Origin of the sequence: Streptomyces sp. NBC_01198 (assembly GCF_036010485.1) — a bacterium.
GTDB lineage: Bacteria > Actinomycetota > Actinomycetes > Streptomycetales > Streptomycetaceae > Actinacidiphila.
In genome coordinates, this window is sequence record NZ_CP108568.1 from 7203603 (window position 1) to 7224555 (window position 20953).

The 20953-nt window shown below is 69.9% G+C and carries 32 protein-coding genes and 2 other RNA genes; 31 read left to right on the forward strand and 3 right to left on the reverse strand.

Annotation, left to right across the window (positions count from 1 at the left end; all coding sequences use genetic code 11):
- Window positions 1-44: 44 nt before the first annotated feature.
- The 25 genes from OG702_RS32140 to OG702_RS32260 all read left to right on the forward strand — a co-directional run bounded on the left by OG702_RS32140 (window position 45) and on the right by OG702_RS32260 (window position 11989).
- Entirely contained in the window at window positions 45-287 is a 243-nt protein-coding gene (locus tag OG702_RS32140; RefSeq protein ID WP_327292468.1) for a hypothetical protein, read from the forward strand.
- Window positions 287-754: a hypothetical protein gene (locus OG702_RS32145; protein WP_327292469.1), complete on the forward strand. Its 468-nt coding sequence runs from the start codon at window positions 287-289 to the stop codon at window positions 752-754. Before OG702_RS32140 ends, OG702_RS32145 begins: the two co-directional genes overlap by 1 nt.
- A gap of 13 nt (window positions 755-767) precedes the next feature.
- Window positions 768-956 (forward strand): hypothetical protein, encoded by a 189-nt coding sequence (locus tag OG702_RS32150; RefSeq protein ID WP_327292470.1) that lies wholly within the window; start codon window positions 768-770, stop codon window positions 954-956.
- Between the two features lie 3 nt (window positions 957-959).
- Window positions 960-1328 carry a hypothetical protein gene (locus OG702_RS32155; protein WP_327292471.1) on the forward strand — a complete coding sequence of 123 codons (369 nt, stop codon included), beginning with the start codon at window positions 960-962 and terminating at the stop codon, window positions 1326-1328.
- Window positions 1325-1570: a hypothetical protein gene (locus OG702_RS32160; protein ID WP_327292472.1), complete on the forward strand. Its 246-nt coding sequence runs from the start codon at window positions 1325-1327 to the stop codon at window positions 1568-1570. Before OG702_RS32155 ends, OG702_RS32160 begins: the two co-directional genes overlap by 4 nt.
- Entirely contained in the window at window positions 1567-1776 is a 210-nt protein-coding gene (locus tag OG702_RS32165) for a hypothetical protein (RefSeq protein ID WP_327292473.1), read from the forward strand. Before OG702_RS32160 ends, OG702_RS32165 begins: the two co-directional genes overlap by 4 nt.
- Complete coding sequence (locus OG702_RS32170) at window positions 1773-2069, forward strand: hypothetical protein (protein ID WP_327292474.1); 297 nt, start codon at window positions 1773-1775, stop codon at window positions 2067-2069. The genes OG702_RS32165 and OG702_RS32170 overlap by 4 nt, the downstream gene beginning before the upstream one ends.
- Window positions 2070-2163: 94 nt before the next feature.
- Window positions 2164-2721 carry a hypothetical protein gene (locus tag OG702_RS32175; RefSeq protein ID WP_327292475.1) on the forward strand — a complete coding sequence of 186 codons (558 nt, stop codon included), beginning with the start codon at window positions 2164-2166 and terminating at the stop codon, window positions 2719-2721.
- A gap of 229 nt (window positions 2722-2950) precedes the next feature.
- Window positions 2951-3016, forward strand: an RNA gene (locus OG702_RS32180) — hammerhead ribozyme type II.
- Window positions 3017-3034: 18 nt separating this feature from the next.
- The gene (locus OG702_RS32185) at window positions 3035-3316 is read left to right on the forward strand and encodes a hypothetical protein (RefSeq protein WP_327292476.1); all 282 of its coding nucleotides are present in this window, start codon (window positions 3035-3037) and stop codon (window positions 3314-3316) included.
- Window positions 3316-3552: a hypothetical protein gene (locus OG702_RS32190; protein WP_327292477.1), complete on the forward strand. Its 237-nt coding sequence runs from the start codon at window positions 3316-3318 to the stop codon at window positions 3550-3552. Before OG702_RS32185 ends, OG702_RS32190 begins: the two co-directional genes overlap by 1 nt.
- Window positions 3549-3827 (forward strand): hypothetical protein, encoded by a 279-nt coding sequence (locus tag OG702_RS32195; RefSeq protein WP_327292478.1) that lies wholly within the window; start codon window positions 3549-3551, stop codon window positions 3825-3827. The genes OG702_RS32190 and OG702_RS32195 overlap by 4 nt, the downstream gene beginning before the upstream one ends.
- Window positions 3824-4138: a hypothetical protein gene (locus tag OG702_RS32200; RefSeq protein ID WP_327292479.1), complete on the forward strand. Its 315-nt coding sequence runs from the start codon at window positions 3824-3826 to the stop codon at window positions 4136-4138. Before OG702_RS32195 ends, OG702_RS32200 begins: the two co-directional genes overlap by 4 nt.
- On the forward strand, window positions 4135-4704 hold the full coding sequence (locus OG702_RS32205; protein ID WP_327292480.1) for a deoxynucleotide monophosphate kinase family protein: 570 nt from the start codon (window positions 4135-4137) through the stop codon (window positions 4702-4704). The genes OG702_RS32200 and OG702_RS32205 overlap by 4 nt, the downstream gene beginning before the upstream one ends.
- 54 nt (window positions 4705-4758) lie before the next feature.
- Complete coding sequence (locus OG702_RS32210; RefSeq protein ID WP_327292481.1) at window positions 4759-5184, forward strand: hypothetical protein; 426 nt, start codon at window positions 4759-4761, stop codon at window positions 5182-5184.
- 176 nt (window positions 5185-5360) lie between these two features.
- An RNA gene (locus OG702_RS32215) (hammerhead ribozyme type II) lies at window positions 5361-5426 on the forward strand.
- Between the two features lie 17 nt (window positions 5427-5443).
- Entirely contained in the window at window positions 5444-5650 is a 207-nt protein-coding gene (locus OG702_RS32220; protein ID WP_327292482.1) for a hypothetical protein, read from the forward strand.
- 1 nt (window position 5651) lies between these two features.
- Window positions 5652-5849: a hypothetical protein gene (locus tag OG702_RS32225; protein ID WP_327292483.1), complete on the forward strand. Its 198-nt coding sequence runs from the start codon at window positions 5652-5654 to the stop codon at window positions 5847-5849.
- On the forward strand, window positions 5846-6316 hold the full coding sequence (locus OG702_RS32230; protein ID WP_327292484.1) for a hypothetical protein: 471 nt from the start codon (window positions 5846-5848) through the stop codon (window positions 6314-6316). Before OG702_RS32225 ends, OG702_RS32230 begins: the two co-directional genes overlap by 4 nt.
- Before the next feature lie 53 nt (window positions 6317-6369).
- The gene (locus OG702_RS32235; protein WP_327292485.1) at window positions 6370-6615 is read left to right on the forward strand and encodes a hypothetical protein; all 246 of its coding nucleotides are present in this window, start codon (window positions 6370-6372) and stop codon (window positions 6613-6615) included.
- Entirely contained in the window at window positions 6612-7145 is a 534-nt protein-coding gene (locus OG702_RS32240) for a hypothetical protein (RefSeq protein WP_327292486.1), read from the forward strand. Before OG702_RS32235 ends, OG702_RS32240 begins: the two co-directional genes overlap by 4 nt.
- Window positions 7146-7446: 301 nt before the next feature.
- Window positions 7447-9408 (forward strand): recombinase family protein, encoded by a 1962-nt coding sequence (locus OG702_RS32245; RefSeq protein WP_327292487.1) that lies wholly within the window; start codon window positions 7447-7449, stop codon window positions 9406-9408.
- Window positions 9409-9431: 23 nt separating this feature from the next.
- Entirely contained in the window at window positions 9432-10190 is a 759-nt protein-coding gene (locus OG702_RS32250) for an SDR family oxidoreductase (protein ID WP_327292488.1), read from the forward strand.
- Window positions 10169-11299 (forward strand): threonine aldolase family protein, encoded by a 1131-nt coding sequence (locus OG702_RS32255; RefSeq protein WP_442814645.1) that lies wholly within the window; start codon window positions 10169-10171, stop codon window positions 11297-11299. Before OG702_RS32250 ends, OG702_RS32255 begins: the two co-directional genes overlap by 22 nt.
- An 84-nt stretch (window positions 11300-11383) precedes the next feature.
- The gene (locus tag OG702_RS32260; RefSeq protein ID WP_327292489.1) at window positions 11384-11989 is read left to right on the forward strand and encodes a transglutaminase-like domain-containing protein; all 606 of its coding nucleotides are present in this window, start codon (window positions 11384-11386) and stop codon (window positions 11987-11989) included.
- Here OG702_RS32260 and OG702_RS32265 read toward each other — a convergent pair.
- Window positions 11986-12729 carry a lysophospholipid acyltransferase family protein gene (locus tag OG702_RS32265; RefSeq protein ID WP_327292490.1) on the reverse strand — a complete coding sequence of 248 codons (744 nt, stop codon included), beginning with the start codon at window positions 12727-12729 and terminating at the stop codon, window positions 11986-11988. The two genes, OG702_RS32260 and OG702_RS32265, sit on opposite strands and share 4 nt — an antisense overlap.
- Window positions 12730-12923: 194 nt before the next feature.
- On the reverse strand, window positions 12924-13331 hold the full coding sequence (locus OG702_RS32270) for a DUF4395 domain-containing protein (protein ID WP_327292491.1): 408 nt from the start codon (window positions 13329-13331) through the stop codon (window positions 12924-12926).
- Window positions 13332-13463: 132 nt separating this feature from the next.
- Between OG702_RS32270 and OG702_RS32275 the strand changes: the two genes are divergently transcribed.
- The 4 genes from OG702_RS32275 to OG702_RS32290 all read left to right on the forward strand — a co-directional run bounded on the left by OG702_RS32275 (window position 13464) and on the right by OG702_RS32290 (window position 17363).
- Window positions 13464-13877 (forward strand): thioredoxin family protein, encoded by a 414-nt coding sequence (locus OG702_RS32275; protein ID WP_327292492.1) that lies wholly within the window; start codon window positions 13464-13466, stop codon window positions 13875-13877.
- Window positions 13878-14121: 244 nt separating this feature from the next.
- The gene (locus OG702_RS32280; RefSeq protein WP_327292493.1) at window positions 14122-14907 is read left to right on the forward strand and encodes an electron transfer flavoprotein subunit beta/FixA family protein; all 786 of its coding nucleotides are present in this window, start codon (window positions 14122-14124) and stop codon (window positions 14905-14907) included.
- A 90-nt stretch (window positions 14908-14997) separates the two neighbouring features.
- On the forward strand, window positions 14998-15960 hold the full coding sequence (locus OG702_RS32285; RefSeq protein ID WP_327292494.1) for an electron transfer flavoprotein subunit alpha/FixB family protein: 963 nt from the start codon (window positions 14998-15000) through the stop codon (window positions 15958-15960).
- A 140-nt stretch (window positions 15961-16100) separates the two neighbouring features.
- Window positions 16101-17363 carry a DUF6986 family protein gene (locus tag OG702_RS32290; RefSeq protein WP_327292495.1) on the forward strand — a complete coding sequence of 421 codons (1263 nt, stop codon included), beginning with the start codon at window positions 16101-16103 and terminating at the stop codon, window positions 17361-17363.
- 46 nt (window positions 17364-17409) lie between these two features.
- On the opposite strand, the gene OG702_RS32295 is transcribed toward OG702_RS32290, so the two are convergent.
- Window positions 17410-18399 (reverse strand): LacI family DNA-binding transcriptional regulator, encoded by a 990-nt coding sequence (locus tag OG702_RS32295; RefSeq protein WP_327292496.1) that lies wholly within the window; start codon window positions 18397-18399, stop codon window positions 17410-17412.
- Window positions 18400-18552: 153 nt separating this feature from the next.
- Here OG702_RS32295 and OG702_RS32300 point away from each other — a divergent pair, with 153 nt between their 5' ends.
- Entirely contained in the window at window positions 18553-19521 is a 969-nt protein-coding gene (locus OG702_RS32300; RefSeq protein ID WP_327292497.1) for an ROK family protein, read from the forward strand.
- A 341-nt stretch (window positions 19522-19862) separates the two neighbouring features.
- Window positions 19863-20897, forward strand: a complete 1035-nt coding sequence (locus tag OG702_RS32305; protein ID WP_327292498.1) for an NUDIX hydrolase — start codon at window positions 19863-19865, stop codon at window positions 20895-20897.
- Window positions 20898-20953: the final 56 nt, after the last annotated feature.

The window sequence follows — 20953 nt, forward strand, 5'->3', positions numbered from 1 at the left end:
CATGTGTGATAGTGTGAGGTAAATCGATGGGTGCCGTAAGTCGAATGCGCAACGCGACGTTTCAGTGCGTCGAGTACGTCGCCGTGAGCGACGGAATCACCATCCCCGAGGCCGCAGAGTGGATGCGGCAGCAGCCGGAAGTGGTAAGGGGTCTGGCGACCAGCCTTATCGAGGACCCCGACCCGACGGATGGGGGTCCCATCCCCGCTCACTGGCTCGACATTGCCGAGGACTGGGTTCTCTCACTCCTCGGGCGAGTCCAGCGGGGCGAAACGGTGGTGCGGTGATGGATCAGAAGAAGGTGCTCTACGGCATCGGCGCCGGCCTGGCCCTGGTGCTGGCCGCACACGTCGGAGGAAGCTACAAAGTCGTGCACACGCAGGAGGCTGCCAAGGCGAAGCCCCGCGTGACGAGTACGGCGACGCCGGCTCATGGCATCCCGAAGACGGTCAAGGTGCCGAGCGTGAAGCTTCCGACGAAGGCCTGCGGCGACGACGTCACGCGCAACTGCTTCCACGACGCGGCTCGGTCAGGCGACGGGCGAGGTTACAGCTACTGGGTGGATGCGGTCGGCTGGGTGACCTACTTGGACCCGAAGAAGAACGACACCGCGCAGCGCCTCGCCTGGGGCGACGACAAGAAGGCGGCCGGCTGGGTGGCCTGGGGTGCCTACGACGGTCACCAGGACTGTTACGCGAAGGTCGGAGACACGACCTACATCGTCTGCTGGGACGACTTCCACACCACTAGCTGAAGGAGAGCAACTGATGCTGCGCGCTGACCGCATCGCGGCCCAACCGTGGCTCGCGGAGGTGGACGACATCATCACCATCGCCGAGCGCAAGGGGGTGACGCTCACGCCTGGCGACATCAAGGGACAGCCGGGCGACTACACCATCGACGGCCTGGAGTGGTGGGCGTGGCTCGACGCCATGACCGAGGACGAGGGGAAGTAGCCGATGTTCGTAGCGACGATCAGCACCCCGGGATACCTCCCGATGGACGACGAGCCGCCCACCTTCGAGACGGCAGGAGAGGCCTGGGCCTGGCTGGCGGAGGAAAGAGAGCGCGAAGAGGACTCGGCCGAGTACGGACCCGACGACCTGGGTCAGTTCGAGTACAGCGACACCCTGATGTACCTGCGTTACATCGCGGGTAGTGACCTGCGTCTGACCCGCGAGACGCACGAGCACGGCAACCCGCACGAGGACTGGCCGACCGCCTCGGACGGCACGGGCACGATCTACGGAGACACGCCCGGGTACGACGGAGAGCACGACCTTGGCCAGGCCTACTCGGTGAGCCTCATTGTGGGGGTGCTCGCGTGATTGAGCGTGAAGCCTTGTGCGCGGGGTCGCAGTGCGCGCATCTGATCGGCCGCGTGGTCCTGGTGGACATCGAGTACGCGAGCGATGCGCGGGTGGTGGCCGGCACGCTCGAACGGGTCGAGGACGACTTCAAGGATTCCAGCATCGTGCGCACCCTCCTTGTGGTCGGCGGAACGCGAATCGTCATCGACTGGGACGAACTCCCTCCCGAGGAAGTGTCCATCCAAGTGGTGGCGGAGTGATCGAGCGTCGAACACTCACGCACAACGGCAAGGACGACGGCCGGCCCATCGGGGTGGCGTTCTATCACCCCGGCTGGCGGTGCCCAATCAGGCAGGCGCGTCAGCGAGTCCTTCGCGTGGAGTTCCCGAACGGGATGGTCCGGCGCGTGTGGATGGACAAGGACGGCAAGGCCTACATGACCGGCTGGTTCAAGGAGGATTGGTGAGCGACGCGAAGATCCTTCACCTCGATACGTCCGAGCTGCGCAAGGGGGACATCGTCCTCAGCTACGGGATGCGCACCCGCCTGGACGTCGAAACCTCAAAGACACCGGGCGTATGGCACTGGGAGGGGACGGTCCTGAACCTGGATGAGGTCCTGGAGGAGGGCTTCATCCCCCCATCCTTTCTCCGTACGCATAAGTGGGAGGGCGGCTGGGTTACCGACCGCGAGGACTACTGGGCGGTGCAAGGGAACGAGCTGGCCTTCTGGAGCGTCGAACGTCAGGAGCCAGTGTGATAGTGTGAGCTACGGCGAACGCCCTACGGGGCGTCGGATGGATTGGCATTCCATTCCCGATGAGCCTGCCACCCGTGTGATAGTGAGGCAAGAGATGTACATCATCGAAACCGTGAAGGACGACGGCAAGGTGCGAGTCCGCATCGTCATCGACCCTGCTCCAAGCAACCCGCGCGGCGCTGCGGGAGCCCTGGACTGCCACGCGCTGACGATCGATACGCACATGGGCCACTACGTCGAGGTCGACCCGACCGGTGGACCTCTCGAAGAGGGGTGGAGCCGGATCTCGTGGCGGGCCAAGGACGCGGTCGACATCTTCGAGCGCTGGGCGCGCATCTATCACGGCGCCGTGACCCACTTCAGCCACAAGATCGACGGTGCGGTGGTGATCTGGTACTCGCTGCCGAGTTACTGGCGCCACCAGGAGTACGACCGCGAGACGGTGCGGAACTACCTGATCCGGACCGACGACGAGTACCGGGCGTGGGCATCCGGAGAGGTCTACGCAGTCGTCAAAGAGCGGCTCGTCATCTGGGTCAACGAAGAGACGGGTGAGGAGCGCCAGGAGTGGACGCCCGTTCACTCCGTTCGGGACATCTACAGCCTCGACAGCGCCCGGTCCCTCGCGAAGTACAGCGACACGTGGCAGTGACCCCGGAGCCACCGCGAGCCCTACAGGCTCGGGTCGACGAAGAGCTCGCGTACGACATCGGCGTCCTGACCAAGGCTGGCCTGTCATACGCCGACATGGTCAAGCAGGGAGTCTCGGTCCTGCGTGATCTCCACGAACAAGCCTGGAGAGCCGGCGTAGTTCCCGAGGGGCAGACGCCTGAGCTGCTCGAATACGTCTTCGCCCGGCCTGTCGTACAAGGCGAATGACATGGCGAAACCCCTGTCGCACAGGGGTCTGCGGGGCCTGGCGATCCCGTACTGACGAGCCGCCACCCAACCCAAGGAGTCACGCATTGAGTAGCACCGCGACCGTCGAGGCTGACGAGTCCTGGAGGACCCTCGCCTTGTCGACCATCGAAGACCTGGCCCTGAAGAAGACCGAGTTCTCCGCCGACGACGCCTGGCTTTCGGGCCTGCCCCGGCCGGCCAACCCGCGCGCCCTCGGCCCCGTCTTCATCCAGGCGCAGAAGGCGGGCGTGATCGAAGACACCGGCCGCCTGGTGAAGTCCGTCTACGCCTCCGGCCACCACGGACCGCGGCGCGTCTGGCGCTCGCTCGTGGCGGTGAGCCAGTGATGCGCCGGCCGTCCGTTGCGGAGGCGAAGGGCGCGATCGTTGCACTGCTGGACGGGACGGATCTCTGCGAGCTGCACGAGCTGTTGAGCGGGCTCGTTCAGGCGGGTGCCAACGAGATCGCGGACATCGTCCGGGAAGAATTCCCCGACCCCAACCCGCTCGGCTCGCTCTTCGGCGGCTTCGTCGGCGAGGACATCGTCCAGCGCATCCGCGACTACGGGGAGCGTGAGTGGTGAGCCGGGAGACGGACGGCTGGGAGTACGTGAACGGTGAGGCGCGCTGGGCGCCGACCGTAGAAGTGGCAATGGCGAACATCCTCGTCAGCAAGTACGGCGAGGAGTACGACCAGGCTCGCAAGGAGCTGGAATACCTCGTGCGGGCGGCGCAGCGCGACGCGGCGGAGAAGCTGTACGAGGAGTCGTGCCGCGAAGAACTGGATCTCGGTCAGTGCATCGGCTTCCAGAAAGCGGCCGACACCATCTTGCCCAACTATCCCAAGGTGGACGAGTGACCGAGCGAGTGCAGATCGGCAGCGTGGGAGTGGATTCGGGAACGGTGTTCATCGGCGACCCCTGCTACACGATCACGGGCGACGCGAGCCATCACATCAAGACATGGTCCGAGTTCTGCGACAGGACGCCATGGGGCGAGAAGCCGTACGACGTGACGGAGCCTGCCGGACCTGGCGTTGGCCTGTCCATCCCGACCTTCTGGGGTGACGGTTCCTGGCCCGTGCACGCCGAGATCGTCGATGGCCGCATCGCCCGCGTCATCGTCGACTTCGACCCCGCCTACGACGAGGACGAGGAGGACGGCGAGTGATCATCGGATTGAGCGGCTATGCCCGCTCGGGCAAGGACGAGACGGCGAAGGCACTCGGCGAGTGGGGCTGGAGGCGGGAAGGCTTCGCTGACCCCCTGCGGGCCTTTCTCCTCGCCGTCGACCCGCTGATCCCCGGAGCTCCTGACGGCGGTCCCTACCGGCTGTCCCTCCTCGTGGAGGCGTACGGCTGGGAGCGCGTGAAGGATGAGTTCCCGGAGGTGCGGGCGCTACTTCAGCGGACCGGCACTGAGGCCGGCCGTACGATCCTCGGCGGGGACGTCTGGATCAACGCGCTTTTCCGTGATCACGAGGTGGGCGAGAAGCTGGTCATCCCGGATGTCCGCTTTCCCAACGAGGCGATGGCGATTCGCAGTCGTGGGGGAGTGGTGCTTCGCATCGAACGCCTCGGGGTCGAGCCTGCGGTCGGCGAGGACGGCGAGGTCCACGACAGCGAAACGGCCCTAGACGACTGGGCCTTCGACGGCCGCATCCACAACGACGGCACGATCGAGGATCTGCGGGACGCGGTGCACGGCGAGTTGCAGTGGGTCGCCCAACTGCATTGACGTGGGATACTGTGTCTGAAATAGTGTGAGCAGTCAACGAGAGGGGATCAAACAGTGAGCGACAGCATCGAGATCACGGAGCACGAGGGCTTCAAGGTCGGCGACACGGTGATCGTCACGACGAAGGAGTTCGAGGACCCGGAGGGGACGACGGGGAAGGTGACCTCGTTCCACCAGGACCGCGGCGACACCTTCATCTTCGTCACCAAGGGCGCGCCGCCCTACGACAACTTCCCGTACATGGCCGGCGAGCTGGAGCGGCGAACCTTCAGGGTCGGTGACCGAGTCAAGGTCGCGGCGGAGGCGGAGACCGCGCACGGCGACGAGGTCTACTTCGGTGGCGAGATCGTCGGCGAGGTGATCGAGGAGGTGAACGAGGACGGGGACATCGGGGTGCGGGCGGACTATGGCCTCGACCAGGTCGTCGGCCCGCAGTACCTCATGCTCCTCGCGGAGGACCCGGCGGAGGTGGCCGCCTGATGGAAGAGAAGGGGGTGCCCTGGTGGCACTTCATCCATCGCTGGCCGTAGTGGATCGAGGAGGTGCCGAGGACGTACTTCGGTCCCTTCAAGGCCTACGGACAACGTCGAGTCTGCAAGGTCTGCGGCCTGATTCAGAGGCGCGCGATCTGATGGCAGCACGTGTGATGGTGTAACTGCCGAAACCGCCCTTCGGGGCGGTCCACGGGAGATGGCTTCCCCGTGCTGATGAGGCAGGCCGCAGAGAGAGGAGTCTGACAGTGGCACGCAAGTTCTTCGTCGACTGGAGCGACGCGGCATTCCCCCGGATCCTCGACATCAAGTTCGCGTCCGAGTACGCCGAGCCGCTGTCGTTGGCGGAGGCGAAGGCCGAGGTCGTCGACCACTTCCGCCACGACATCGACCACGCTCGCGAGCAGATCAAGAAGGCCCGTGAGCTCCGAGTCGCCGACATCGCGGCGGGCTGACATGAAGAGGTACGTGAAGGTCGACATCGAGGGGAAGTTCGTCGGCACTGACGTGACGGTCTTCACTCCGCTCGACGACGGCAAGGAGTACAGCCCGGATGAACTGGAGGAGATCGCACAGGACGTCGTCAACCAGGAGTACACCTGGGGCTTCGACGTGGTGGACGAGAGCGAAGTCCCCGAGGGCGAGCGCCAGTGAGGATCACTCCGAGGTCTGAGGAGATTGCCGCGATCGTCACCATCCTGACGAGCCCCGGCTTCGATACGCCGGCAGACATGGCGAAGGCGATCCTCCGTGAGGCCGCGGACATCTATGGCATGCGCGACACCTTCGCGCTCGTGCACACCTGGAGCGACGGCACGAGGGGGCTCAACTTCGGTCCGTTCGGCGCGGAGACCGAGGCTAAGGCATTCGCGGGCAAGCTCTCGATTGGCGGCACTGGCCACCTCGTGAAGCTCTACTCGCCCGGCGTCATGCTCGCCAACGCGGAGGGGCGAAAGGGCTGGAAGGGCTACTGCTTCCATCCTGAGTGCGGTCATGCGCCCTTTACGCACTCCTCTCGGGGCGCAGCCCGAGGCGAGTGCCAGCTCACCGGATGTCCCTGCGATGCATGGCAGTCCGGAGCCCCGAAGAAGACGAAAAAGGCGTCGGGACTGACCGCGTAAGGCGGTCTGCCCTTCGTCCGTTTGTGATACTGTAGCGAAAGGAGATCGAGGTAATGGGAACCAAGACGGTCGAGTGGCGGCCCTGCGAGTGCGGGATCAAGCGGGGCTTTGGTAGCCGCCGCGATGCGGAGAAGGCTCTCGGCCGCGCCAAGGCCAAGAGGACCAGGCGCGCGGACGCTCACGGAACCAGGCGAGGCCTGGAGATCGAGAACCGGCACTACCGATGTGACTACGGCTTCTTCCATCTGACCAAGGAGAGCCGGAAGTCCTTTGAGGAGCGACAGGCGGTCTCCGCGTGAGCGAGGAGACCGAGGTCCGACTAAGCGACTACGTCTGGAAGGGCGGCCTTCGCCACGAGGTGGTGGACCTTCCGGGCGAGGGGGGCTTTGCCCTGCTGACAGACGACGAGTGGGTCGCCACCCTTCGCTTGCGTCACCTCGGGGGGCGCACCTGGCGCTACGTCGAGGACGATGAGCTCGGAGATCAGGGGCGTGAACTCGCGGAGCTGCGTGAGGCGCACGCGGTCTGCGGGCGCGGTCACTGCGACGCGGCGTACGCGCAGAACGAGGAGGGCGGGCACGCCCGGCAGGTCGTTGCGGCGACGGCGAAGGCGCTCGGCTTCGATCTCTGGGACGACAAGCCCACTCGGGATGTCTGGCACCCGGCGAACATGCAGCGCGTCGTCTATCGGGCTCGGGGCGCGGCCATGGCGATCGAGGCGCAGAAGCAGTACATCGCCCACCTGAGCGCCGTCCTCGTCGAGGTGAGGCCCCCGGCTTTCAGCAGCCTCGCCTTCCTCCAAGCGTCGCTGAGCACGCGGGGTTTGTGATGGGGCAGGTGGACCCCGACGCCATCCTGCTCGCCTCGAAGTCCCGCTTCGACGGCGAGGCGGACGGCTCCGCGACTGGCAACGGGCCGAAGGCTGCCGGCCGGTGAGTGACAGGCCCGCGGTGACCGTGGAGTGGCGCAAGACGACGTGGACGCCGGCTCAGCGGGAGCTCCTCGCCCGCATCCTTCTTGGCCCAGTAGCAAAGTGACAGTAACACAGGTACAGTAACATGAACCCGAAAAGCCCCCCGGTCAGCGACTGGGGGGCTTCGCGGGCAATCGCCTAACCAAGGGGGGCAACCATGCGAAGCAAGACGTTGCCGCGGAAGCATAAGACGCTCCGCGTTGCCATCTACCTGCGCGTCTCCACGGCGAAGCAGGTCGACGGCTACGGCCTTGACGACCAAGACGAGCGCTGCCGGGCGTGGGTCGCCTACAAACTCCGGAACTTCCCGCACGTCATCGTCGACACCTACTGCGACGGGGGAGTGTCCGGCAAGCTCGCACACCGCGAAGACGTGGACCGACTCATGGCCGACATTCAGGCCGGCCTAGTCGACGTGGTCGTCTTCGGCAAGCTGGACCGTATAGGCCGAACGATGCGCGACATCCACCGCTGGGTCTATGACGCCACTGACTTTGGCGTACGCGTCGCAACCGCTGACGGCCGGATCGACTCTGAAGACTCCATGTTCGGCATTCAGCTCTCTCTCCTCGCCTACATGGCGGAAGTTGAACACGCCCTGATCCTGGAGCGCACGATGGGCGGCCGAATCAAGAAGGTCTCCGGGGGTGGCTGGGCCAGCGGCACGCCGCCGTACGGCTACATGCTCGACGAGGAAGGCGAGCCCATCGTCAACCCCCACGAGCAGAAGGTCATCTTCAAGGCCGCCGAGTGCCTGATCGACGGCAAGATGAGCCGAGGAGAGGCCGCCGAGACGCTCAACAGCCTCAAATACCTCACCCGGACGGGCAAGCTCTGGACGGGCGACAATCTGGTCCTTCGCCTGCGACTGGCCGTACGAGGCTACGTCGACTTCACCTTCGCTGGCGTGAACGAGGACGGCGAAGAGATCACAACCTCCTACCGCCTGGAGCTCCCCCCGCTCTTCGAGTCCGAGGACCGCCGCAAGGCGCTGCAAGCAGCCCTGGACGACATGAAGGGTGCCCCCCGAACCAACTACAGCTCCCACCTCCTCTCGGGCCACCTGTACAGCACCTGCGGCCACAGCCGCTACGGCGTCCGCCGTCAAGACATCGACGACTTCTCCTATAAATGCTCGAACTCCGCCACCGCCGCCAAGGGGCACACCTGCAAGCCGATCCCCGGCGAGGAGGCCGAAGAACTGGTGTGGGGCGAGGTCTCCAAGCTCCTCTCCGATCCCGACGCCATCATGAGCCTGGTCGACGAATGGCTGGGGAGCGTCCCCGAGCGTGCCGAGTCCTACCGGGCTCGCTCGGAGGAGATCGACGCCAAGTTGAACACCCTGCGCAACACCCGACGCAAGAAGATCGCCATGCTGGTTGCCTCGCTCGACGAGGATGACGAGCAGGATCAGCAACTGATCGTCGAGCTGAAGGAGGAGATCGCAGCCAAGGAGAAGGAGCTCCGCCAGGAGCAGGAGCGCATCACCGAGTGGCTGGAAGAAGCCGAGCACAAGGGGCAGCGCGCCGACTCCATGCGCAAGCTGATTGATCAGGTCAAGGTCAACGTGACCAAGCTGGAGCCTGGCGACAAGAAACAAATCCTGGAGCTCCTGCGGGTGCGGGTCGACATTGTCGGCGACACCGCCACGCGATCGGGCGGCAGCAAGAACCCGATGTCGGAGTGGCACCGCAAGAACAAGATCAAGGTCCCGATCAGCGTCTCCGGAGGACAATGGGAGCAGATAAAGAGCATCCTGGAAGCGGGGTCGAATCCGAAGCCGGAGGATAGCGCGTGCTTCGAGATGCTGCTGGAGAAGTTGCGTCACGACAAGTCGTGGCACGACTACAACCATGACGAGCGCATGGGCGGGAAGGGCTGGGCCTACTTCTACCGCGTGGCTCGCCGGTGGTTCGACGAGGGGACGTACGCCCTCGCGCTGAAGGCCCTGGGTGACTATGAGGGGGTCGGCGTGCCGGATGGCTACACTCTGCCACCCATGAAGATTTACGGTGCGATCGACGATACCCCGGAGGGTTTCGTGAAAACTGGCGCAGGCGGAGCTACGGCCTCCACCAAGGGGATCACGGGCGACAGCCCGGTACGGAGCGCCGCGTGACCGGTGCGGCCGAGGAGGCGGACATGACGACGGACACGTATTCCGGCGGTCTGGATGGAGCGGTGATCGCGGTGGCGGGCGCCGGCGGACCGGCAGGCCGGGCGGTACTGCAGCGGCTGGCCAGGGAAGGCGGCCATGTGATCGCCGCGGACGCCGACCCCGAACGGCTCGCCGAGGCGGTGGACGCGGCCCGCTACGACGCCGGCGGCGCCGACATCACCGGGGAGATCGTCGACCTGCTGGACCTGGAGGCCACCGAGGACTGGGCGGGCCGGATCGAGAAGGACCACGGCCGGGTCGACGGCCTGGTCCACCTCGTCGGGGGCTGGCGCGGCTCCGCCTCCTTCCCCGAGACCGAGCTCGCCGACTGGGACGTGCTGCACAAGCTGCTGATCCAGACGGTGCAGCACACCTCGCTCGCCTTCCACGACGGCCTGATGCGCAGCCCGGGCGGGCGCTACGTGCTGATCAGCGCGGCGGGCGCCAGCCGGCCTACGGCGGGGAACGCGGCCTACGCAGCGGCGAAGGCCGCCGCCGAGGCCTGGACGCTCGCGCTCGGCGACTCGTTCCTCAAGCTCAGCGGCGACGAGGGCCCCACCGCGGCGGCCACTGTGCTGGTGATCAAGGCGTTGGTGCACGATGGGATGCGGGCCGAGCGCCCGCAGTCCAAATTCGCCGGTTTCACCGATGTACGCGATCTCGCCGACGCGATCGCGGGCGTCTGGAACCGCACCGCCGACGACCTGAACGGGACCCGCCAGTGGCTGACGCCCCAACCCTGACCGAACCGACCGACAGGACCGATCCCGCGGACCGGGCGGCGTCGCCGACCGACGCAGCCCGGCGGCACGACCCGGCCGCGCGCGGCTTCGCCAGCGACAACTACGCGGGCGTGCACCCCGAGGTGCTCGCCGCGCTGGCGCTGGCCAACGGCGGGCACCAGGTCGCCTACGGCGGGGACGCGTACACCGCGCACCTGCAGGAGATCTTCCGGCAGCACTTCGGCCCGACCGCCGAGGTCTTCCCGGTCTTCAACGGCACCGGCGCCAATGTCACGGCGCTGCAGGCCGTGACCGAGCGCTGGGGCGCGGTGATCTGTGTCGAGTCCGCGCACATCAACGTGGACGAGTGCGGCGCACCCGAGCGGGTCGGCGGGCTGAAGCTGCTGACCGTGCCCACCGCCGACGGCAAGCTCACCCCCGAGCTGATCGACCGGCAGGCGTACGGCTTCGACGACGAGCACCGGGCGCAGCCGCAGGTCGTCTCGATCACCCAGACCACCGAGCAGGGCACCTGTTACACGCCCGAGGAGGTCAAGGCGATCTGCGACCACGCCCACCAGCTCGGCATGGCGGTGTACATGGACGGGGCCCGGCTGGCCAACGCGGCGGCGAGCCTCGGGGTGCCGCTCGCCCGCTTCACCACCGACGCAGGCGTCGACATCCTGTCCTTCGGCGGCACCAAGAACGGCCTGCTGCTCGGCGAGTGCGTGGTGGTGCTCAACCCGCAGCGAGTGCGCTCCGTGCGGTATCTGCGCAAGCTGTCGATGCAGCTGGCGTCGAAGATGCGGTTCGTGTCGGTGCAGTTCGAGGCGCTGCTGGCGGGCGACCTGTGGCTGCGCGGCGCCGAGCACGCCAACGCGATGGCCCGCAGGCTCGACGCGGCGGTGCGCGGCATCGACGGGGTGCGTGTGATGCGGCCCGTGGAGTCCAACGCGGTCTTCGCGCTATTGCCGCGCGAGGTCAGCGAGCGGCTGCAGAAGCGCTTCCGCTTCTACTTCTGGGACGAGTCGACCGGCGAGGTCCGCTGGATGTGCGCCTTCGACACCACCGAGGACGACGTGGACGGCTTCGCCGCGGCGATCGCCGAGGAGATGGCGTCCGGCGCGTGAGGTCCGGCGAGCCGACCTCTGAATAAATATACGAAGATCAGTAAATCGATTGATGGAGAGGTCCGGGGTCTCTAGGGTCGGTCCATGGAACCGATTCCGGAGACCCCGGACCTCTCCGCGTACCTAGCCGCCGGTGATGTGATCGACCACCATGACCCGCAGGTCCTGGAGACCGCCGCGCTGCTGGCCCAAGGCACTCACAACCCGCATGAGTACGCGGAGGCGGCCTTCGAGTACGTCCGCGACGCGATCCCGCACTCGTTCGACTCGGGCGATCCGCGGGTCAGCTGGCGCGCGTCCGACGTGCTGGAGCAGCGCAACGGCATCTGCTACGCCAAGTCGCACGCCCTGACCGCGCTGCTGCGGACCCGCGGCATCCCCGCCGGCCTCTGCTACCAGCGGCTGACCGAGGACGACGGCTCGGACCCCGCCCTGCACGGCCTGATCGCCCTGCGGCTGCCGGGCACCGACCGCTGGAGCCGGCTGGACGCCCGGGGCAACAAACCCGGTGTGGACGCCCGTTTCAGCCTGGCCACCGAGCGGCTGGCCTTCCCGGTGCGCCCGGAGCTGGGGGAACGTGACTACCCGCTGGTCTACGCGTCCCCGCTGCCGGCCGTGGTGGCCTGCCTGCGGGCCGCACCGGCCAGCACCGCGATCGTGGTGCCCACCGAGGTATCAGACGGTTCCTAGCCGGCCGCCTGCTGCTCGCGGTCCCGCTCCGCCGCCACCTCGGGCGTCGGGGCGGTGCCGCCCAGGTGGGACGGCAGCCACCACCGGTCGTCGGGGCCCGAGGGGCGCCCCGGGTAGGCACGCTGCGCGTCCTCCAGCAGCTCCTGCACCCGCATCCGCAGCCGCCGGGTCAGCGCGCCCGCCTTCTCGTCGGGGTGCGGGCGCATCTGCTCGCCGATCCGCAGCGAGATGGGGAACCGGGTCCGGCCGAGGTTGCGCGGGTGGCCCTTGGTCCACAGCCGCTGGGTGCCCCACAGCGCCATCGGCAGCAGCGGAACGCCGGCCTCCATCGCCAGCCGGGCGGCGCCCGACTTGAACGACTTGAGGGTGAAGGACTGCGAGATGGTCGCCTCGGGGAAGACGCCGATGATCTCGCCGCTGCGCAGTGCCTCCAGCGCGTGCGCGTAGGCGTGCATGCCCTCGGAGCGGTCCACCGGGATGTGCTTCATCGCGCGCATCAGCGGACCCGACACCTTGTGCCGGAAGACCGACTCCTTGGCCATGAAGCGCACCAGCCGCTTGGCGGGCAGCGTCGTCAGCCCGCAGAAGATGAAGTCCAGATAGCCGATGTGATTGCTCACCAGCAGCGCGCCGCCCTCACGGGGCACGTTCTCCGTGCCCCGGATGTCGAACCGCAGGCCCTGCACCTTGAACATGGTGCGGGCAAAGCCGATCACCGGCGGGTAGACGAGTTCGGCCATGTCAGGGCACCTGCTCTCTCCGGGGCGGCGCTCCCGGTGGAAGTTACGCGCCCGTAGGTTGTCCGGCCGCTGAGCGATGGTGCCCTGGCAGCGGGCCCGCTGTCACCCCGGGCGACCCTGCCACGGGGAGATTCTTCTCACGTCATGCCGATGTCACCCTCGCGCCGGTTCCACGTCGGAGGCCGGCCTTCCGCTCAGCCGAGCGTACGCCTCAGGGCCAGGTACATCTCGCAGCCCAGGCAGTAGGCGAAGGCCGCGTTCAGGAAGGCCGCCGCCAGGGCGCAGCCGGCGGCGGCCATACCCAGCCACCGCGGCCCCGCCAGATAGCCCACCACCCCGATGACGGCGAAGACCAGGCCCACGGCCTGCGCGAACCGCGGCGGAGCCGGATCCTCGGTGGCCGGCGGCGGGCCGATCCTCGGCCGTACCACGGCGCGGAAGAGCCACCCGTACGGCGAGCGCTGCACGCCGGCCGCCGCGCCCACCGCGAACAGCGCCGCCTGCACCGCGAGCAGCGGACCGCTGCCGGTGATCAGGACCGCCGCGAGCACCGCGGTGGTCAGGGCCGCGCCGAACCGGGGGCCGCGTACGTCGATCTCCATGACGGGAATGATGACGCACCGGCGCGCGACCGGGTCCGCGGGAATCATTGCGTTCGTATGAACGCTGACGTGCGGGAATACAGCGCCCCTCGGCGGGTGGACAATGCGGTGCGGCAGCGGAGGAGGGCGGCGATGACGGGTCTGGTGGTCTGCCTCGCCGTGCTCGCGGCGGCGAGCGTCTTCGGCGTGCTCCACCGGCGGCGCGACGGGAGGATCAGGGTGGGTGCCAGGGCCGGCGAAGAGCGGCTGACGGCGGCCGATCTCGGCGAACCGCTGGGGGAGCGGGCGACGCTGGTGCAGTTCTCCAGCGCCTTCTGCGCGCCCTGCCGGGCCACCAAGCGGGTGCTCGCCGAGGTCTCGGGGATGGTCGAGGGGGTGCGCCACGTGGAGATCGACGCCGAGGCGCAACTCGACCTGGTCCGGCGGCTGCACATCCTCAAGACCCCCACCGTGCTGGTCCTGGACGCGGGCGGCTCGGTGGTCCGCAGGGCGTCAGGACAGCCCCGGCGCGCCGACGTGATCGCCGCCCTGGGCGCCGCGGTCTGACGGCGCGGCCGGCGGCGCCGGCACGGGCGTAGGACAGGTCACAGCGCGGGAACCTTGCCAACCGGCCGCACGGTCTGTGTACTGACGAGTAATATATCTGCCGGGGTACTCGCCGCGACGCGTGCTGCGTTCCGGCGGGGAGCCGCGGCCGCAGGCGCCTATGCTGCCAATTCCGGGGCACTTGCCAGGGCGCTGCCGGTGCAGTTGACGAAGACGTGCAGGACGAAGCAGTAGGAGAGCAGGCGTGAGCTTGAGGATCGTAGTCGCTGTGAAGTACGTGCCCGACGCCACCGGCGACCGTCACTTCGCCGATGACCTGACCACCGACCGCGACGCGGTCGACGGCCTGCTGTCGGAGCTGGACGAATACGCCGTCGAGCAGGCGCTGCAGATTGCCGACGCCGCCGACGAGGCGGAGATCACCGTGCTGACGGTCGGTCCCGCGGACGCCAAGGACGCGCTGCGCAAGGCGCTGTCCATGGGGGCGGACAAGGCGATCCACGTCGAGGACGACGCGCTGCACGGCACCGACGTCTTCGGTACGTCGCTGGTGCTGGCCAAGGCCATCGAGCGCGCGGGGTACGACATGGTCGTCACCGGCATGGCCTCCACCGACGGCACGGCCGGTGTGGTGCCCGCGCTGATCGCTGAGCGGCTGGGCATCCCGCAGGTCACGCTGCTGTCCGAGGTCGCGGTGGCCGACGGCAAGGTCACCGGGCGGCGCGACGGCGACGCGGCCAGCGAGCAGCTGGAGGCGTCACTGCCCGCGCTGGTGTCGGTCACCGACCAGTCGGGCGAGGCCCGCTACCCGTCCTTCAAGGGCATCATGGCCGCCAAGAAGAAGCCGGTGGAGGCCCTCGGCCTGTCCGACCTGGGCATCGAGGAGGACCAGGTGGGCCTCGGCGGCGCCTGGACCGCCGTGCAGGAGGCCACCGCGCGCCCGCCGCGTACCGCAGGACAGATCGTCAAGGACGAGGGCGAGGGCGGCAAGCAGCTCGCTGCCTTCCTCGCGGAGCAGAAGTTCATCTGATGAACGGCCCAGCCCGGCGCCGCGCGCCAGGGCCGGGCAGCGACCGCAGGCCCGCCCCCGCCCCTCACTTTCCGCAGGAGAACGATTCCCATGGCTGAAGTCCTCGTCCTCGTCGACCACGTGGACGGTGCCGTCCGCAAGCCGACCCTCGAACTGCTGACCCTGGCCCGCCGGATCGGCGACCCGGTCGCCGTCCACCTCGGCCCCGGCGCCGACGCGGCCGCCGCGGTGCTCGCCGAGCACGGCGCGCTCAGGGTGCTCACCGCCGACGCGCCCGAGTTCACCGACTACCTGGTGGTGCCCAAGGTGGACGCGCTGCAGGCCGCGGCCGCCGCCGTGTCGCCCGCCGCCGTCCTGGTGGCGTCCTCCGCCGAGGGCAAGGAGGTCGCGGCCCGCCTCGCGCTGCGCCTCGGCTCCGGCCTCATCACCGACGCCACCGACGTGGTGGCCGGCGACGATGGGCCGGTCGCCACCCAGTCGGCCTTCGCGGCCGCCTTCACCACGAAGTCCCGGGTCAGCCGCGGCGTCCCGGTGATCACCGTCAAGCCGAACTCCGCGCCGGTCGAACCGGCCCCCGCGGCCGGCACCGTGGAGCCGCTCGCGGTCACCTTCGGCGAGCTGGCCACCGGCACCAAGGTCGTCGCCCGCACCCCGCGCCAGTCGACGGGACGCCCCGAGCTGACCGAGGCCGCGATCGTGGTCTCCGGCGGCCGCGGGGTCAACGGCGCCGAGAACTTCTCGGTCATCGAGGAGCTCGCCGACTCCCTCGGCGCGGCCGTCGGCGCCTCCCGCGCCGCGGTGGACGCCGGCTGGTACCCGCACACCAACCAGGTCGGCCAGACCGGCAAGTCCGTCTCGCCGCAGCTCTACATCGCCAACGGCATCTCCGGCGCGATCCAGCACCGGGCCGGTATGCAGACCTCCAAGACCATCGTGGCGGTCAACAAGGACGCAGAGGCGCCGATCTTCGACCTGGTCGACTACGGCGTGGTCGGCGACCTCTTCCAGGTCGTCCCGCAGCTCACCGAGGAGGTCAAGGCCCGCAAGGGCTGACCTCCCCCGCAGCGCCGCCGCCCGGCCCCCGTACGCCCCGCGTACGGGGGCCGCGGCATGCGCCCTGCGGGTGTTGACCCGACGGAAGGCCCCGGGCTAGCGTCACTTCAACGATTTGTTGAAGCCTGGGAGGGTGGCCCATGCGGCAGCCGGCCGGTACGACACTCGCGGACTCCTACGTCGCCGGGATCGGCGCGTCGCTGGCCGCCACGGACGCCGAACTCGCCCGCCGCTACCCCGGCGACCCCGGTACCCGGCAGCCGGTGCACACCGTCTACGTGCCCGCCGACGCCTTCACCGCTCGGACCGTGCGGGAGTGGGGCGACCGGGCGCTGGCGGCCCTCGACGAGCACGCCCCGGACGCCGGGACGCTCGCCGGGGTGCTCGGGCTGCCCGGGCCGCTGGCCCGCGAGGTCCACGACCGGGTGCGCGAGAAGCTGCGCCGCGAACCGGTGGAGGACCTGCGGATCGACTTCGAGGACGGTTACGGCGCCAGGCCCGACGCCGAGGAGGACGCCGCCGCGCTGGCCGCCGCGCGCACCGTCACCGAGACGACCGCGGACGGCGCCGCGCCGCCGTGGATCGGCATCCGCATGAAGTGCATGGAGGCGGCCGTGCGCGAGCGCGGCATCCGCACCCTCGACCTCTTCCTCACCGCCCTGCTCGACGGCGGCGGACTCCCCGACGGGCTGGTGCTCACGCTGCCCAAGGCGACCTTCCCCGCGCAGGTCGCCGCCATGGCCGCGCTGTGCGGGCAGTTCGAGCAGGCCGCGGGACTGCCCGAGGGCAGGATCGGCTTCGAGATCCAGATCGAGACCACCCAGGCGATCCTCGGCCCGGACGGCACCGCCACCGTGCCCCGGCTCATCGACGCGGCGGCCGGCCGGGCCACCGCGCTGCACTACGGCACCTTCGACTACAGCGCCGCCTGCGGGGTCAGCGCCGCCCACCAGGCCCCCGACCACCCGGCCGCCGACCACGCCAAGGCCGTGATGCAGGTGGCCGCGGCCGGCACCGGAGTACGCCTCTCGGACGGTTCCACCAACGTGCTCCCGGTCGGCCACACCCCGGCGGTGCACGCCGCCTGGCGGCTGCACCACGGGCTCGTACGGCGCTCGCTGGCCCGCGCGTACTACCAGGGCTGGGACATGCACCCCGCGCAGCTGCCGACCCGTTACGCGGCCGTCTACGCCTTCTACCGCGAGGGTCTGGACGCGGCGGCCGGTCGGCTGGCCGACTACGTCGCCGGGACCGCGGGCGCGGTCCTCGACGAGCCGGCCACGGCCCGCGCGCTCAGCGGGTACCTGCTGCGCGGCCTGGACTGCGGCGCCGTGGACCCGTCCGAGGTCGCCGACCGCACCGGGCTGACCCGTGCCGAACTCGACGCGCTGTCCGGCCGCTGACGCCGCCGGGTCCGGGCAGGCCTTCCGGTCTGCCCGGTCCGCCAGGTCAGGCGGGTGGCGGGATCTCGCCCGAGCCGCGCGGGATCAGCCGGGCCGGCAGCTCGATCCGGCTGGGCTCCTCCGAGGTGGCGCCGTCCAACCGGCGGAAGAGCAGCTGCGCGGCGTTGCGGCCGAGGCCCGGGGCGTCCTGGGCCACGACGGTGACCGGCGGGTCGAGCAGGTCGGCGAGCTCGAAGTCGTCGAATCCGACCAGCGCCACCGGCTGCGGGCGGCCGGACAGCACGCGGACCGCGGTGACGGTGACCCGGTTGTTGCCCGCGAAGAGCGCGGTGACCGGCTCGGGCCCGGTGAGCATGGTGGCCAGCGCCGCCCTGACCCGCTCGGGCGTGGTGGGGCCCATCGCGTACCAGTCGGGGCGTACCGGCAGCCCCGCGTCGGCCATCGCCTCGCGGTAGCCGCGCAGCCGCTCGGCGGCGGTGTGGATGCCGGGCTGGTCGCCGATGAAGCCGATCCTGCGGTGGCCGTGCGCGATCAGGTGGGCGACGCCGGTGCGGGTGCCGCCCGCGTTGTCGGTGAGGACGACGTCCGCGTCGATCCGCCCCGCGGGCCGGTCCACGAACACCGTGGCCACCCCCGCGTCTATCTCCGGGGTCAGATAGCGGTGGTCGTCACCGGCGGGCACCACCACCAGGCCGTCGACCCGGCGGGCGCAGAAGGCCAGCACCAGCTCCTGCTCCCGGCGCGGGTTCTCGGTGCTGGAACCGGTGAACAGCAGCGCTCCGTGGGCCCGGGCCACGTCCTCCACGGCGCGGCTCAGCGACCCGTAGAAGGGGTCCGCGAGGTCTTCGAGCACCAGCCCGACGCTCGCGGTCCTGCGGGTGCGCAGCAGCCGCGCGCTGTCGTTGCGCCGGAAGCCCAGGGCGTCGATGGCGGACTGAACGCGGGCCACGGTGTCGGGCGTCACGCCCGGCTCCTCGTTCACCACCCGGGAGACCGTCTTGAGTCCGACGCCCGCCCGGGCGGCGACATCCTTCATGGTGGGCCGGGGAACACGTCCAGGAGTATGGGTCACGGTCGTAGTATTCCCTGCGGCAAGAGATGGACAACGTTGTCACGGTCAGGCGAGACTACCCTCGGGGCCGCCGTCGCGGAACCCGGGCGACACAACGACGAAGGAGACCCCCGAACGATGCACCCCCACGGCGCGACCGGTCCACTCGTGGCCGCACTGGACATCGGCGGTACGAAGATCGCCGGCGCGCTCGTCGACACCGAGGGCCGCCCCGTGGCGCGGTCCCTGCGGCCGACTCCCGCGGGCCGGGACGGCGAGACGGTGATGCGGGCCGTCGCCGAGGTCGTCGCGGAGCTGCGCGCTGCTCCGCAGTGGCCGGCCGCGGTCGCGGTGGGCATCGGGAGCGCGGGTCCGGTGGACGCCCTGCACGGCACGGTCAGCCCGGTCAACGTGCCGGGATGGCGGGACTTCCCGCTGGTCCCGCGGGTCGGCGAGGCGGCCGGCGGCCTGCCGGTGGTGCTCACCGGCGACGGCGTGGCGATGACGGCGGCCGAGCACTGGCAGGGCGCTGCCCGCGGCTACGACAACGCGCTGTGCATGGTCGTCTCCACCGGAGTGGGCGGCGGCCTGGTGCTCGGCGGCGCCCTGCTGCCCGGGCCGACCGGCAACGCCGGCCACATCGGCCACATCAGCGTCGACCTGGACGGCGACCTGTGCCCCTGCGGCTCCCGGGGCTGCGTCGAGCGGCTCGCCAGCGGCCCCAACATCGCCCGCCGCGCCCTGGAGTCTGGCTGGCTGCCGCCGGCCGGCACGGAGCCCACCGCGGCGGCCGTGGCGGAGTCCGCGCGGGCCGGGGACCCGCTCGCGGTGGCGTCCTTCGACCGCGCCGCCCAGGCGCTGGCGGCCGGGATCGCCGCCACGGCGACCCTGGTCGAAATCAACGTCGCGGTGATCGGCGGCGGCGTCGCGGGCGCGGGGCCCGTGCTCTTCGACCCGCTGCGCGATCACCTCACCCGTTACGCCACGCTCTCCTTCGCCGCGGGCGTCGAGGTGGTCCCGGCCAAACTGGGCACCGACGCGGGCCTGGTGGGCGCGGCCGCCGCGGCCGCCCAGATGCTCGGGCTCGCCGGTTTCGTGGCCGGCTGACCGTACAGGACCGCGGGTCGCGGGTATCGGTCGCCCGGGGTCCGCACCCCGGGCTGCCGGCAGGCTGTCCCGGGAGGACTCGGTACGGTCCGCGCACGCGGGACCCTCTTGTCGCCACGCTCAGAGGCGGCAGGCACCCGGCCGGCGACGAGCGGTGGCTGCCCGCCGCGCGGGTGGCGCGGGTGGCCCCGCCGGCATCGCGATGCGCTTCCCGGTCGCGCTGCCCTCGCGGCGCCGAGGGGGCAGCGCCGTCCCGCCGGTGCGGGCGCTGCCGCGGGCGGCGCGTTTGCCGGGGGCGAGGATCCGGGCAATTCGTAGGGGTCTACGGAGAAGGGGGCACCGTGATCATCTGGGTGAACGGGGCGTTCGGCGCCGGCAAGACCGCCGCCGCGCGGGAGATGCTCGACCTCGTACCGGAAAGCACCCTGTACGACCCCGACGCGATCGGGAGCTGTCTGCGGCAACTACTGCCGGAAAAGCGGCTCCAGGAGGTCACCGACTACCAAGAGCTTTCCATCTGGCGGCGGTTGGTGATCGAGACCGCCGCCGCGCTGCTGGCCGAGGTCGGAGGGGTCCTCGTGGTCCCGATGACCCTGCTGCGGCAGCAGTACCGCGACGAGATCTTCGGCGGGCTGGCCTCGCGCGGGATCGAGGTCCGGCATCTGCTGCTCGACCCGGGAGAAACGATCCTGCGAGCCCGGATCGCCCACTGGACCGAATACCCCGACCGCTCCCCGGTGGGCGACGCCGCCCGCCGCTGGGCACTGGAACGCATACCCGACTACCTCGACGCGCTGCCCTGGCTGGCGCAGGACGCCCAGGTGCTCCGTACGGACGGCCTGACGCCGCGGGAGACGGCGTTGCGGCTCGCCGAAGCGGTCGGCAGCGGCGCGGGGGCCTGCGGCATCGTCCAGACCCCGGAACCGCGGGCCGAGACGGTGGCGGCCGGCGTGCTGCTCTTCGACGACGCCGACCGGGTCCTGCTGGTCGACCCCACCTACAAACCCGGCTGGGAGTTCCCCGGCGGCGTCGTCGAGCGCGGCGAGTCACCGGCGCGGGCCGGACGCCGCGAGGTCGCCGAGGAGTTGGGCATCGAGCTGACCGGCGGGCTCGAACTCCTGGTGGTCGACTGGGAACCGCCGCACCCGCCGGGCCACGGCGGGCTGCGGCTGCTCTTCGACGGCGGCCGGGTGCCGACCGCCGACATCGACCGGCTGCTGCTGCCGCCCGCGGAACTGCGCGACTGGCGCTTCGTCACCGAGGACGAGGCCGCCGACCTGCTGCCACCGGTCCGGCTCGACCGGCTGCGCTGGGCACTGCGTGCCCGCGAGCAGGGCCACCCCCTCAATCTGGAAGCCGGTCACCCCGCGGAATGACCCGCCGCCGGTCCCGCCCCGCCGACCGCGGGGCGGGACCACGCGAGCGCGGCCAG

Excerpts from the sequence above, each read along its gene's own strand:
- OG702_RS32140 (WP_327292468.1), top strand. The coding sequence starts at position 45 with ATGCGCAACGCGACGTTTCAGTGCGTCGAGTACGTCGCCGTGAGCGAC.
- OG702_RS32145 (WP_327292469.1), top strand. The coding sequence starts at position 287 with ATGGATCAGAAGAAGGTGCTCTACGGCATCGGCGCCGGCCTGGCCCTG.
- OG702_RS32150 (WP_327292470.1), top strand. The coding sequence starts at position 768 with ATGCTGCGCGCTGACCGCATCGCGGCCCAACCGTGGCTCGCGGAGGTG.
- OG702_RS32155 (WP_327292471.1), top strand. The coding sequence starts at position 960 with ATGTTCGTAGCGACGATCAGCACCCCGGGATACCTCCCGATGGACGAC.
- OG702_RS32175 (WP_327292475.1), top strand. The coding sequence starts at position 2,164 with ATGTACATCATCGAAACCGTGAAGGACGACGGCAAGGTGCGAGTCCGC.
- OG702_RS32190 (WP_327292477.1), top strand. The coding sequence starts at position 3,316 with ATGCGCCGGCCGTCCGTTGCGGAGGCGAAGGGCGCGATCGTTGCACTG.
- OG702_RS32225 (WP_327292483.1), top strand. The coding sequence starts at position 5,652 with ATGAAGAGGTACGTGAAGGTCGACATCGAGGGGAAGTTCGTCGGCACT.
- OG702_RS32235 (WP_327292485.1), top strand. The coding sequence starts at position 6,370 with ATGGGAACCAAGACGGTCGAGTGGCGGCCCTGCGAGTGCGGGATCAAG.
- OG702_RS32245 (WP_327292487.1), top strand. The coding sequence starts at position 7,447 with ATGCGAAGCAAGACGTTGCCGCGGAAGCATAAGACGCTCCGCGTTGCC.
- OG702_RS32250 (WP_327292488.1), top strand. The coding sequence starts at position 9,432 with ATGACGACGGACACGTATTCCGGCGGTCTGGATGGAGCGGTGATCGCG.
- OG702_RS32260 (WP_327292489.1), top strand. The coding sequence starts at position 11,384 with ATGGAACCGATTCCGGAGACCCCGGACCTCTCCGCGTACCTAGCCGCC.
- OG702_RS32265 (WP_327292490.1), bottom strand. The coding sequence starts at position 12,729 with ATGGCCGAACTCGTCTACCCGCCGGTGATCGGCTTTGCCCGCACCATG.
- OG702_RS32270 (WP_327292491.1), bottom strand. The coding sequence starts at position 13,331 with ATGGAGATCGACGTACGCGGCCCCCGGTTCGGCGCGGCCCTGACCACC.
- OG702_RS32275 (WP_327292492.1), top strand. The coding sequence starts at position 13,464 with ATGACGGGTCTGGTGGTCTGCCTCGCCGTGCTCGCGGCGGCGAGCGTC.
- OG702_RS32285 (WP_327292494.1), top strand. The coding sequence starts at position 14,998 with ATGGCTGAAGTCCTCGTCCTCGTCGACCACGTGGACGGTGCCGTCCGC.
- OG702_RS32290 (WP_327292495.1), top strand. The coding sequence starts at position 16,101 with ATGCGGCAGCCGGCCGGTACGACACTCGCGGACTCCTACGTCGCCGGG.
- OG702_RS32295 (WP_327292496.1), bottom strand. The coding sequence starts at position 18,399 with ATGAAGGATGTCGCCGCCCGGGCGGGCGTCGGACTCAAGACGGTCTCC.
- OG702_RS32300 (WP_327292497.1), top strand. The coding sequence starts at position 18,553 with ATGCACCCCCACGGCGCGACCGGTCCACTCGTGGCCGCACTGGACATC.